At 59.7% G+C, this 12,552-nt stretch carries 9 protein-coding genes; 5 read left to right on the top strand and 4 right to left on the bottom strand.

Annotation, left to right across the window (positions count from 1 at the left end):
* Nucleotides 1-61 precede the first annotated feature (61 nt).
* The gene (locus tag GT571_RS05675) at nucleotides 62-1,690 is read right to left on the bottom strand and encodes a UDP-glucose--hexose-1-phosphate uridylyltransferase (protein WP_240140089.1); all 1,629 of its coding nucleotides are present in this window, start codon (nucleotides 1,688-1,690) and stop codon (nucleotides 62-64) included.
* Complete coding sequence (locus GT571_RS05670) at nucleotides 1,681-2,886, bottom strand: galactokinase (protein ID WP_161155985.1); 1,206 nt, start codon at nucleotides 2,884-2,886, stop codon at nucleotides 1,681-1,683. The genes GT571_RS05675 and GT571_RS05670 overlap by 10 nt, the downstream gene beginning before the upstream one ends.
* Nucleotides 2,887-3,269: 383 nt before the next feature.
* Here GT571_RS05670 and GT571_RS05665 point away from each other — a divergent pair, with 383 nt between their 5' ends.
* Both GT571_RS05665 and GT571_RS05660 read left to right on the top strand, forming a co-directional pair.
* Entirely contained in the window at nucleotides 3,270-4,256 is a 987-nt protein-coding gene (locus GT571_RS05665) for a LacI family DNA-binding transcriptional regulator (RefSeq protein ID WP_161156063.1), read from the top strand.
* Between the two features lie 129 nt (nucleotides 4,257-4,385).
* Entirely contained in the window at nucleotides 4,386-5,546 is a 1,161-nt protein-coding gene (locus GT571_RS05660) for an FprA family A-type flavoprotein (RefSeq protein ID WP_192934651.1), read from the top strand.
* A 66-nt stretch (nucleotides 5,547-5,612) separates the two neighbouring features.
* On the opposite strand, the gene GT571_RS05655 is transcribed toward GT571_RS05660, so the two are convergent.
* Nucleotides 5,613-6,416, bottom strand: coding sequence for a DeoR/GlpR family DNA-binding transcription regulator (locus GT571_RS05655; RefSeq protein WP_161155980.1), 804 nt, complete (start codon nucleotides 6,414-6,416; stop codon nucleotides 5,613-5,615).
* Nucleotides 6,417-6,751: 335 nt separating this feature from the next.
* On the opposite strand from GT571_RS05655, the gene GT571_RS05650 reads away from it, so the two are divergent.
* Nucleotides 6,752-7,609: a class II fructose-bisphosphate aldolase gene (locus tag GT571_RS05650; protein ID WP_117629873.1), complete on the top strand. Its 858-nt coding sequence runs from the start codon at nucleotides 6,752-6,754 to the stop codon at nucleotides 7,607-7,609.
* Between the two features lie 651 nt (nucleotides 7,610-8,260).
* Here GT571_RS05650 and vsr read toward each other — a convergent pair.
* On the bottom strand, nucleotides 8,261-9,307 hold the full coding sequence (vsr, locus tag GT571_RS05645) for a DNA mismatch endonuclease Vsr (protein ID WP_240136058.1): 1,047 nt from the start codon (nucleotides 9,305-9,307) through the stop codon (nucleotides 8,261-8,263).
* A gap of 148 nt (nucleotides 9,308-9,455) precedes the next feature.
* Here vsr and GT571_RS05640 point away from each other — a divergent pair, with 148 nt between their 5' ends.
* Nucleotides 9,456-10,241, top strand: a complete 786-nt coding sequence (locus GT571_RS05640) for an ABC transporter ATP-binding protein (protein ID WP_006234847.1) — start codon at nucleotides 9,456-9,458, stop codon at nucleotides 10,239-10,241.
* Entirely contained in the window at nucleotides 10,231-12,468 is a 2,238-nt protein-coding gene (locus GT571_RS05635) for an ABC transporter permease (protein ID WP_099432191.1), read from the top strand. Before GT571_RS05640 ends, GT571_RS05635 begins: the two co-directional genes overlap by 11 nt.
* Nucleotides 12,469-12,552: the final 84 nt, after the last annotated feature.

The following is a 12,552-nucleotide window of genomic DNA, read 5'->3' as shown; positions in this document are numbered from 1 at the left end:
CGCCGTTGTCGTGTGGGTGGCTATGTCGTGGAGGCTGCCGTTGAGCGTCCGGGCCTGTGCTCTACAGCGAGTCGATAAAGCGCTGCTGGGCGGCGCGGCCGGCTTCGTCCCACTTAAAGACGCCGGCGTTGTCGAGCACGTGGCCAAACACCATGCCGACCTCCTCGTGCAGGATATCGATGGCGTTGTCGGCCGCAAGCTCATCGGCACGACGAGCAAAGACGTCCTCGGCCCATGCGGCGTGGCTGCGGCAAAGGTCGTCGCCCTCGAGCGCGGCGGCAAGGTCGTAACTGGCATCGGCCTTGGCCGCCAGCAGATGCTCGCGGACAGCGCCGAGCTCGGGAACCAAGCGCGGCGGCAGAATGGCCAGGCCCATGACCTCAATCAGGCCGATGTTCTCCTTCTTAATGTGGTGATACTCGGCATGCGGGTGGAACACGCCCAGTGGGTGCTCGTCGGTCGTGATGTTGCAGCGAAGCGCCAGGTAGGCCTCGTAGATTTCGCCGCCGGCATTGCCGCGGGAGTCGACGCGGCGGATGACGGGCGTCACGGTGTTGTGCGCCACGCCATCGGCTGTGTGCGCGATGACGCCCACAGACTCATCGGTCCACTCGCGCCAGGCGAGGATAATCTTCTCGGCAGCGTCGAGCAGCTGGGCGCGGTCGTGCGAGCGCAGGCGCAGCACCGAGAGCGGCCACTGCAGCACGGTACCACTGACCATGTCAAAACCGGGCACGCTAAACTGCGAGACCTCGGCGGCGTGCATCATGGGAAACTCGTGCGCGCCGCCCTGGAAGTGGTCGTGCGACAGAATCGAGCCGCCCACGATGGGCAGGTCGGCGTTGGAGCCGATGAAGTAATGCGGGAACAGGTCCACAAAATCGAGCAGGCAGGTCAGGCCCTTGCGGTCGACGTGCATCGGACGATGCTCGGAGCTCATGGCAATGCAGTGCTCGTTAAAGTACGCGTACGGGCTGTACTGGAAGCCCCAGCGCTCGCCGTCGAGCTGGATGGGGATAACGCGCAGATTCTGGCGGGCGGGGTGAGCGCCGCCGTCGGCTGCGGCGGAGCGTCCGGGATAGCCCTCGTTTTCGATGCAGAGCTGGCAGGCGGGATACTTCTCGCCCGTGTTCTTGGCGGCACCGGCCGCGGCGATATCGCGCGGGTCCTTCTCGGGCTTGGACAGGTTGATGGTGATCTCAAGATCGCCCCAGTTGGTGGAAGTGCTCCATTTGATGTTGCGCGCGATGGCGGCGCGGCGCACGTAACCGGCGTCACAGCACAGGCCGTAGAACCAGTCGGTCGCGGCGCGGGGCTCGTTGACGCCCATACGTCCGTTGAACTCCTCGTTTACAACCGAAGGCCTCGGCATGAGCGCGCCCATGATGCGCATGGCGAGGCGGTCGCGGCCGGACGCCGTGTCCTCGGCAGCACCGTTGGCAACGGCAGCCTCGGAAAGCGCGGCAAGCGTGCCCTCCAGGTCAAAGTCGGGGAGTGTATCGGGGTGCAAGAGCGAAATCTTCTCGGTCTTGAGCGCCCAAGCCATGTCAAGTGCGGGCCCCGTGGCGCCAATGCACTCCAAAATGGTGTTGTATGCCCAGATGCGATCGTCCTGGCCGATCATCGATCGATGGATGGCATACTCAATCAGGCTCTGCGCGGCTTCGCGCACATCAGTCATTACAGCCATGCCGCGTAAGCCCCCTTGTCAGAAATTGCGTAGTGACGGGCAGAGCCCTCGCCCAGCCAGCCGTTCATCTTGGCAATGAAGGTGTCGACCAAATCGAGCGGCACGAAGGCCTGGATGGTGCCGCCAAAGCCACCGCCGTGGATGCGGACGGCGCCGCGGCCATCGAGCACGTGCTCGGCCAGCGCCAGGGCATACATGGAAGGCTGCTCGGAACCCAGCTTGGCAACAACATTCTGCAGGTACATGGCAGAGCTGGCGCCGGACTCGCGCGTCAGGACCAGGAACTGGTCAATGTCGCCGGCGTTCAGAGCTGCCCAGCGCTTGTCGACCAGGCCGTTCTCGTACCAGTAGTGAACGGCGCGCAGGCAGGCGCGGTCGCCCAGCTTGGCGCGCAGCTCGGGGAGTTTGGAGTCAAAGTCGGCAACGTCGACCTCGCACAGGCGCGCCTTGCCAAACTCGGCGGCGACGTCCTGCATCTCGCGCGGAACGGCGGCGTAGTCGTCGGTGGCGGCCACGTGGTCGGCGCCAACCTTAACGAGCACGAGCGCATAGCCGTGATCCTCAAAGTTGAGCTCGAGCTTCTGGGTCTTAGGCTGAGCCTGGTCCTCAAAGTCCATGTAGGCAAGGCCACCCAGGCACACGGCAGCTTGGTCCATCAGGCCGCAGGGCTTGCCGTAATAGTTGTTCTCGGTGCGCTGGCTCATCTGCGCAAGCGCGACGGGCTCAATGGCGGGCGCGCCCCAGAGCGTCTCCATGGCGCGGCCGTATGCGGCCTCGACGGCAGCGGAGCTGGAAAGGCCGCCGCCCGAGGGAACGGAGCAGGTGAAGGCGAAGTCGAAGCCCTTGGGCTCAACACCAAGTGCTGCGATCTCGTGGGCCATACCGCGGACGAGGCTTGCGGACGTGCCCTTCTCGGACTCCTGAATATCTAGCGTATCGAGCGTGATCTCAAAGGTGGGGTAGCCCTCATCGGCGACGCGAACCTTGTTGGAATCGGTTGCCACGGCGATGCCGTCGACGGCGACATCGAGCGAGCCGGCGATGACGTGGCCACCCTCGTGGTCGGTGTGGTTGCCGCTGATCTCGGAACGGCCGGGCGCGTGCACGTAGAGCACCTGGCGGTCGCCGATAGGGCCAAACTCCTCCTCAAACAGCTTGGTAAGTGTGGCGAATGTCTTTTCGTCGGGCGTGGTCATGGGAGTCCTTTCCTTGGCGCGCACGGGTGAGTTTTGCGTCGTTATGAGTACGTTAACAACTTGAAGCGGCATGAACCAAGTGTTTGCGATACCGCACGTTACGGGCTATGTTAACGTACTCATAACACATCGCTTGTCACTTTTTGAGAATCTGGTAATCGGTAGAAATTCAGCCGTGAACGGTACTGCCGTATGGACTTATAAAGCAGAAGAGATGCAGATAGAAAAAGTAGAGTACGTTAACATGCGTCCGACGATAGCGGGCCTCGGCGCGGGATGTATTTCTGCCCGGGCCGGCATTCACGCTATTCAAATCTCGCAAGGGTGAAGGTGATCCTGTGGCAAGGCGCCCGTCCAACGATACCAGTTCGCGTCCGGTCTCCATGGCCGACGTCGCCCGCGCTGCTGGCGTTTCGCAGCAGACGGTTTCGCGCGTCGCCAACGGCTTGCCCAACGTTAACGAGCAGACGCGCCAGCGCGTGCAGGCCGCTATGCAAGAGCTCGGCTTTCGTCCGAGTTATGCCGGTCGCTCGCTGCGCGACGGCCGTTACCATTCGGTCGGCCTATGCATCAACGATGTCACCAAGTTCGGCAACCTCTCAATGATTGACGGCATCGCCAGCGCTGCTCGCGAGCATAATTGCGCCATCACGCTGGTCGAGATGTCCAAGACCGAGGAGTTTTCGCTTGCCGAGGCCACGCGTCGTATGGCCGCATTACCGGTGGACGGCATCATTATCGGCATGAGTCGCATGGCGCCTGATTTTGAGACGTTTGATCCACTGCCGGGCATTGGCACGGTCATCGTTACCATGTACGCGCATCCGCGCGTGACCACGGTCGATTCCGACCATTACGGCTGCTCGCTATTGCTTATGGATCACCTGTTTGAGCTGGGGCACGAGCAGATTCGCTATATTGGCGGCCCGTCGTTCTCGGTCGACGAGCAATTTCGTCGCGCCGGTTGGCAAGATGCACTCGAGCGTAAACACATCGAGCCGGTAGAGCCGCTCGAGGGTGACTGGTCTGCCAACAGCGGTTACGAAGCCGGCAGATATCTGGCCGAGCACGACCGCACCATGACGGCGATCTATGCGGCAAACGACCAGATGGCAAATGGCGCGATTGCCGCGCTGCGCGATAGCGGCCTGCGCGTACCCGAGGACGTAAGCGTGGTGGGTGTCGACGATTCGCTCGATGATTTTGTCGCGCATAACGAGCTTACGACCGTTCGATTCGACTTGCATCAACGTGGGCGCGAGGTGTTTGAGCATGCGGTTCCCGAGGCGGGTACGGCGGGCAAAACCGTTGCCATTCGTATTCCCGGCCAGCTCATTATTCGACATAGCACGGCGATACCGCGCGCATAGTTTGTGCAGGTAAACGGCGGTATATTCCGCCTCAATAACAATCGATAAGGATGCTGACAGATAGCCGTGGCTATGAAGGCGAGTGCTATGATAGACGGGTTCTTTTGTCTATCTAGGAGGCTTTGCCTGATGGAGATCACCAAGGATATCCGCTACATTGGCGTCGACGATCACGACATTGACCTGTTCGAGGGCCAGTACGACGTGTCCGAGAACGGTATGGCATACAACAGCTACGTTATCTTGGGCGACAAGATCGCTGTCGCCGATTCGGTCGATGGCGGCTTTGTCGACGAGTGGCTCGGTAACCTCGAGGCCGTGCTCGATGGCCGTACGCCCGACTACCTGGTCATTCACCATATGGAGCCCGATCACTCTGCTGGCATCGCCGCCTTTATGGAGCGCTATCCCCAGGCACAGATTGTGGCCAGCATGGGCGCTTTCCGCATGATGGTCAACTACTTTGGCACCGACTACCCCGAGCGCAAGATGGTCGTCAAAGAGGGCGACGTGCTCGATCTGGGCGGTCACAGCCTAACGTTTGTCGGTGCCCCCAACGTGCACTGGCCCGAGGTGCTGTTCTCTTACGAGGCCACCGACAAGGTGCTCTTTAGTGCCGACGGCTTTGGCAAGTTCGGTGCCAACGATATCGAGGACCCGGAAGGCTGGGCTTGCGAGGCACGTCGTTACTACTTTGGTATCGTGGGAAAGTTCGGCAAGTTTGTGCAGGCTGTGCTCAAGAAGGCCGCCGATCTGGATATCCAGATTATCTGCCCGCTTCACGGCCCCGTGCTGACCGAGAACCTGGGTTACTACCTCGACACCTACAACACCTGGTCGAGCTATCAGCCCGAGGACGAGGGCATCACCATTGCCTACGCGAGCGTCTACGGCCATCTGAAGGCTGCCGTTGAGGAGCTTGCATCTGCGCTCGAGGCTCGCGGCCAGAAGGTCTCCGTCTTTGACCTGGCTCGCGACGACATGGCCGAGGCCGTTGAGGACGCGTTCCGCTATGACCGTCTGGTGCTCGCTTCTATCACCTATCAGGGCGAGATCTTCCCGTTCATGAGCACCTTTATCCACACGCTTGCCGAGCATGCCTACCAGAACCGTACCGTGGCGCTTGTCGAGGCCGGTTCCTGGGCGCCTGCAGCTGCCAAGGTTATGACCAAGGAGCTCGAGGGTATGAAGGACATCACCCTGGCGCAGAACAAGGTGACCGTCCTGGGTTCGCTCAACGACGCCTCGCGCGCTCAGATCGAGGCCCTCGCCGACGAGCTTTCCAAGTAGCGATACGTTCACTTTTAACGCACAAACCACTACAAAGGGGACAGGCACCTTTGTGGTGGTTTTTGTTTAAGCGCCGGCGATGAGGAGATTTGGGCGGACGTTGTCGACGATCTCGGCGATTGAGGTGGCGACGTCGTGATCGGGGTCACGGTCCATCACGATGGCGTTGACGTCGGTCAGCTCGGCAAAGCGGTACATGCCGCGTCCGTTGACCTTGCTCGCGTCCATGAGGGCAACGCCTTGACGGGCGGCGGAGATCATGGCTGTTTTGGTCTCGGCCATCTGCGGAAAGTCGGTCGTAAAGCCGCAGCCGGGAACAAAAGCGCCGGGGCACATGACGGCAAGGTCGGCATGGACCATTTGGAGCGCCTGCATGGTGAGCGGTCCGTACAGATAGCGATGACCTTTGCGCAGTGCCCCGCCCAGCATGACGACATCGACCGAGGGCATGCTTTCGTCGATGTAATCGGCGATGGTGATGTCGGCCGTGATGACGGTGATGCCGTCGCGCTGGTCGAGCAGGCGGACAAATTCGAGCGCGGTGGTGCCCGAGTCGACAAGCAAGGTGTCACCATTGCCGACGAGTTCGATGGCGCTTTGCGCGATGGCCTGCTTGGCGGCGACATTGACGTTGATACGGCGATCCTGGGTGGATACGGTCAGTCGCTTCTGGAGCGACACAGCGCCGCCATGCGTGCGGCGCAGCTTGCCGGACTCGGCGAGCGCGTCTAGGTCGGCGCGGGCGGTAACGGAGGATACGCCAAAGGTCTGGGCAATTTCTGCTACCTGCACCGAGGCGTTATGTTCGAGCATTTCCATAATGGCGGAACGACGCTCATCGGCGAAAGCTCGGGTTGTTGCATGGGCCATATCCGCTCCAACATTGTCAGAAATTTGCAGGAATTGTGTTGAGTCTATTTTCGTTCATTTTCTTTTTAAGTAAGAAAACGCCTTTCGATTACTTATCTTTTCTATAAAAGAAAGATGCTGAACGCCCAAAATTCAATATCGAACACGCCCACTCGGTTCCAACTCCTTCCGTTTACTTTTCAAAAACGACTGTATTGACCTGCATGGGTTCAATATCTCGCACATATAAAGCCGCTGAATTTCATACAATGAGCGCAGTAAAACGCAAGGTAAAACGCCTTGCGGACACGTACGCCCGATGTCCAGATGCGGGCGAGGGAGAGGAGCAAACGCTCATGGCACTTGTTACCACCGAAAAGATGCTCAAGGACGCTCAGGCCGGCCACTACGCTGTTGGCGCTTTCAACGTCGAGAACCTCGAGTTTGTTATGGCCGTTCTGGCCGCTGCCGAGGAGACCAAGTCCCCCGTCATCATGCAGACCACCCCGGGCACCATTAAGACCGCTGGCCTGGATTACTTCTATGGCATGGTCAAGGCTGCCGCCGAGCGCGCTTCCGTGCCCGTTGCTCTGCACCTCGATCACGGCGATGGCTATGACCGCTGCATGCAGGCTTTCCGCACGGGTTACACCTCCGTCATGATCGACGGTTCGCACGAGTCCTTCGAGGACAACATCGCTTTGACCAAGTCCGTCGCCGATGCTGGCCGCGCCATGGGCGTGCCCGTCGAGGCTGAGCTCGGTAAGGTTGGCGGCAAGGAGGACGACGGTCCCGCGGTTGAGGGCGAGAGCCCCTACACTGATCCGGCCGAGGCCAAGGAGTTCGTTGAGCGCACCGGCTGCACCTCGCTGGCCATTGGCGTTGGCACCAGCCACGGTGTGTACACGAGCGATCCGCACATCGAGCAGTCCGTGGTCAAGGCAATCCGCGACGCCGTCGACGTGCCGCTGGTTCTGCACGGCACCTCTGGTGTGCCCGATGAGCAGGTTGCTGAGGCTGTGAAGAACGGCATCTGCAAGGTCAACTACGCCACCGAGCTGCGTCAGGCCTTCACCAAGGGCTTCATGGCCTACATGGCCGAGAACCCTGCCTGCTTCGATCCCAAGAAGCCGGCCAAGGAGGGCATGCGTGAGATCACCGAGCTGGTTAAGATTCGCATGACCAACCTCAACTCTGTGGGCAAAGCAGAGTAACAGCAAGGGTACTCTGATCCCATCGGACGGCTTGGGCGGGTCCCCGTACTTAGTTTCCAAAACGTCCTCGCGCATGAAGGCCCCCGTTGCCTCGCTTCTATGAAGCGTTGGCAACGGGGGCCTTCGCGCTGCGGAATGATTTTGGAAACTAAGTACGGGGACCCGCCCAAGCCGTCCTGCTCAATCGCCCTTGTGGCGTTGGGGCGGAATAGTGGTGCGCGAGGAGCTACTTTGTTGGTGGGGGCTAGTATGCCCTTGCTTGGTTGGGGAATGTTTTGTCTAGGGATGCTTGGAGCTTTTCGAACGATGCTCGCAAGTTGTGACTCTGGTTGGTTGAGCGTTTTACTTTTGTGGTTGGGGAGTCGAGGAGGCCGTCTCTCTGTGTCGGGGGGAAGGAGAAAAGGTCTGCATGTTTTAGGGATGGCTGCTGTGTTGCGTCATTGGAAGAATGCATGCTTATGCGGCCTCCTCGATGTCCACCAAAAGGTCGCGCACGGGGTGTGCTGCTAGGTCCCGTGCGTTGGCAGTATTATGCCGCGGCTGCTGCAAAGAAGCGCTAAAGAAAGGCTTAACCTGGTTTGATGTTACGATGAAACTGCAGGTCAGAGGTATCGAGTAACACTCTTGAAAGGTTTTGGGCTTAAGGGCTTTCTAAGGTTTGTGACGTGGATGTGGCGCGGACGTGCGGAGCGTGTGAATGCTCGCTGTTAGCGCTGCGGTTCTGCGGCCCGCACCTGCTCGATGACCTTCTCCATCGTGGCGTCGATGCGGTCTTTTTTTGAGTTCGCATTCCCAGATGGTTATGGGTGTCCAGCCCATTTGAGTGAGTGCTGCCACGGCAGCGCGGTCGCGCTCGACGTTACGGCGGAACTTTGCCTCCCAAAACTCAACGTTACGCTTGGGCTGGCTGGGATTGCACTTGGGGCAGCGATGCCAAAAGCAGCCGTTGACAAAGATGGCGATCTTGCGGCCGGGGAAGGCGATGTCGGGCTTGCCGGGAACCTTCCATTCCAAGCGATAGCCCGTAAGGCCCGCTGCGCGCAGACGCTGTCGTACGAGCAGCTCGGGCCTGGTGTTGGCGCGCTTGTTGCCCTTCATGGACTTTTTGATGGCGGCGCGACGGCGGACGAGTTCACGCTCATCGGCGGAAAGGTCCGAGGTATCGATGCCGTCCAGCAGGCCGGGCTTGGGACGCTTTTTGCTGCGGCGCTTAGGTTTACGTTTGGGCTTGGTAGCAGATTCGTCTGCCGCGGTGGCCTCGGCGTCGTTGGTGCTGCCGTTAGCCTCGAGCCGATCTTCCTTTAATTCAATCAGAGCATCGATAAGCCCCTTGTCGGCAGGCATCCACTCAACGGTGGCAAGCGAGGTGCGCGGAATCCAGCGGATATCGAGCTGGCGGTCGTGCTTCTGGGGCTCATCGGATTCATCGACGAGCGAGCAGTAGTAGCACTCCATGGAGAGATGGAAATCGGGGTAGTCGTACTCAACGGTGTAGAAGTCACGCAGGTTGGTGACCTTCACCTGTAGCTCTTCCATGAGCTCGCGGCGCACGGCGTCTTCGGGCGTCTCGCCGCGCATGAGCTTGCCGCCTGGGAATTCCCAAAGTCCCTGCATGTCGCCGTAGCCGCGCTGCACGGCAAGCAGCTCGTCGGATCCTTCCTTGCGAATGATCCCAGCGGCAACATGAACAGTTTTCAACAGGAGTCCTCTCTCAACATCAACAAGTGACAGACTAGCTACCCGTACCTTACACAACGGTAAGGCAAGCGTAAGCCATATCGATGGTAGCCGACTCGGCTTCTTGCGACTATAGATGCCGTAGACTAATCGCAAGAAAGGACTCGGTATGCAAACCACGCACATGGCGACCCCGGTACTGGAGGTCGCGCATCTCGAAAAGGTATATGGAGCGCTGGGCAACGTGACCCGTGCGCTCAACGACGTCAGCTTTACCGTCAACCGCGGCGAATTCGTTGGCATCATGGGTGCTTCGGGCTCGGGCAAGTCGACGTTGCTCAACTGCGTGTCGACCATCGATAGCGCCACAAGTGGCACGATCCGCATCAACGGCCAGGACGTGACGCGCATGAAGCAGGCTAAGCTTTCGCAGTTCCGCCGCGAGGAGCTCGGCTTTATCTTCCAGGACTCCAACCTGCTCGATACGCTCACGGCACGCGAGAACATCGCCCTGCCGCTCACCATTGCCCGCACAAACTCGGCAGAGATCTCGACCCGCGTGCAGGATGTGGCAGCGCGCCTGTCCATCAGTCAGGTGCTCGACAAGTATCCCTACCAGATGTCCGGCGGCCAGCAGCAGCGCGTTGCCGCGGCTCGCGCGCTCGTCACCGACCCCACCATGATCATGGCCGACGAGCCCACCGGCGCCCTCGATTCTAAGAGCGCTCGCCTGCTGCTCGAGAGCCTGGAGGCCCTCAACCGCCGCCTGCGCGCCACGGTGCTCATGGTTACGCACGACAGTTTTGCCGCCAGCTACACGAGCCGTGTGCTGTTTATTCGCGACGGCAAGATCTTCACCGAGTTGCGCCGCGGCGACACCGACCGCCGAGAGTTCTTCGACCGCATCATGGAGGTCGTTGCCATGATGGGCGGTGAGGGCTCCGATGCTCTGTAAACTCGCTTGGGGCAACGTCCGCCGCGCCGGCCGCGACTACCTCGTCTATCTTTTGACGCTCACCCTGGGCGTCACCGTATTCTATGCCTTTAACACCGTTTCGATGCAGGTCGATATTGCCGGCATTGAGGAGGAGGGCCTATCCGAGCTCATGGGTACCATGCTCGGCTACCTCACGTACTTTTTGGCCGGCGTCATGGCCTTTTTGATGGTGTATGCCAATAACTTCATCATGAAACGCCGCAAGAAGGAGTTTGGCCTGTACCAGGTGCTCGGCATGGGGCGCGGGCGCGTCGCCACGATCATGGCGCTCGAGACGGTGATCGTTTCGGTCGGCGCCTTTGTCGCCGGTATTGTGCTGGGCGTGGGGCTCTCCCAGCTCATGACGTTCTTTACGGCCTCGCTCTTTAAGACGCAGATCGCCAATTTCCGCTTCTTTTTCTCGGTGCATGCGTTCAACCTGACCCTGGCCTGCATGCTCGTAATGTTTGTGCTCACGCTGCTGCTGAACCTTCGCGCCGTGCGTCGTACCAAACTCATCGAGCTTATGGGTGCCGAGCGTCGCAACGAGAGCATCAAGACGCGCAATCCCTGGATCGCGATTGCCATCTTTGCTGTGGGCGTGGTGCTTGTGGGCGTGGCCTATTACCGTCTGCTACGTGATGGGTTCCCGCTAACCGAGACGGGCGACAAGCTGGACGGGGCAATGAGCCAGTTTGGCATCACCACGGCCATGGTCACGGTAGGCACCTTTGCCCTGTTCTGGGGACTCTCGGGCATGCTTATCAAGCTGCTGCAGAGCTTGCGCGGCGTGTATTGGCGCGGCCTCAACATGTTTACTGTGCGCCAGCTTGCGGCCAAGGTCAACACGGTGTGCTTTTCGATGGGCGTCATCGCGATGATTCTGTTTTTGGCCATTACCTCGGTGACCTGTGGTATGTCGATTGCCAACGTGATGAACGAGAATCTGGAGCGCTATAACCCTGTTGACGTGTCTCAGACGTATGTCTATTACACGCCCGAAACGCTCGACTACTACAAGGAGTATGTCAATCCGTCTGAGGCCGATCGCATGGTGCTGGCCGATGCAACGGTCGATTTGTACGCTGCATGGCATGGCGATCGTAAAGATCCCGATAACGTTGCAGACGGTATTAAGGGCAAGTCGGCGGACAACAACGACGAGACCGGCAAAAAGGTCAATATCGCCGATGTTGCCGGTGAGCATGTGCAGATCGATTCGTATCTGAGTTACCCGCTTGGCGGCTCGGGCCCCTCGGTGGTGGCGGGTGAGATGTGCAAGGCCATGGGCGAAAAGCTTCCCAAGGCGCTCGAGGGAAGCAACGCCGATGCGATGGGTCTGTATGTGACGCCGGCGAGCCAGTACAACAAACTGCGCCAGATGATGGGCGAGGAGCCGGTGAGCATTGGCCGGGACCAGTACTTGCTTACGTGTGATATGGGTGGTGAGCTGGGCGACCTGTACACCAAATACATGGCCGGCGGCCATACCCTCACCTTGGGCGGGCATGAGCTCAAGCCCGCAACCGATAAGTCGGACGAGGACACGGCGGCCATCGCCAACTCGGCGATGGGCAGCAATCCCGGTACCGTGGTCGTAGCCGATGAGCTGCTGTCTCAGCTTAATCTGCAGCCGTATTCCAGTAATCTGCTCGTTAACTACAAGCAGGGGATGGATGTGACCAAGGCAGACGAGAGCATTAAATACACCATGCTCGACATTCTGCTCGTTGACGGCAAGGAGCCGGGGGGATGGGGAGTCTTCATCACGCGTTCCGAGATGTACACGCAAGCAGCGCAGATGAACGGCATGATTAGCTATCTAGCCATCTACATTGGCTTTGTGCTGGTCGTTGCATGTGCGGCGATTCTGTCGATCCAGCAGCTCTCCAATGTGGCCGACGGCAGCCGCAGCTATCGTGTGCTGGCACAGATCGGCTGTGACGACCGTCAGATCCGGCATTCGGTGATGGCGCAGCAAGCGGTGTTCTTCCTGTTCCCGCTGGCAGTGGGCTTGGCGCACTCCTTTGTGGCGCTCAAGGTGATCATCGAGCTGGTGAGCGTATTCGGCGATATGAGCATCGCCGGCACCGTGGGCCTCACCTGCGCGATTTTCCTGGCGGCCTATGGTGGCTACTTCCTGGTAACGTACCTCATGAGCGCCGGCATGGTACAAGCTGCCATCGCCACCCGTTATAGCGAATAACTCGTTCAGCTCGGAATTATCGTAAGTTGAGCATAAGTCAGCGAAAGCGCCCCTAGGCGAACAAGGTGACGTGAAAGAGGAGGG

Source organism: Collinsella aerofaciens (genome assembly GCF_009876115.1).
Classification (GTDB): Bacteria; Actinomycetota; Coriobacteriia; order Coriobacteriales; family Coriobacteriaceae; genus Collinsella; species Collinsella aerofaciens_N.
Note: the sequence above shows the minus strand (reverse complement) of the source record. Positions and strands in the feature narration are given on the sequence as shown.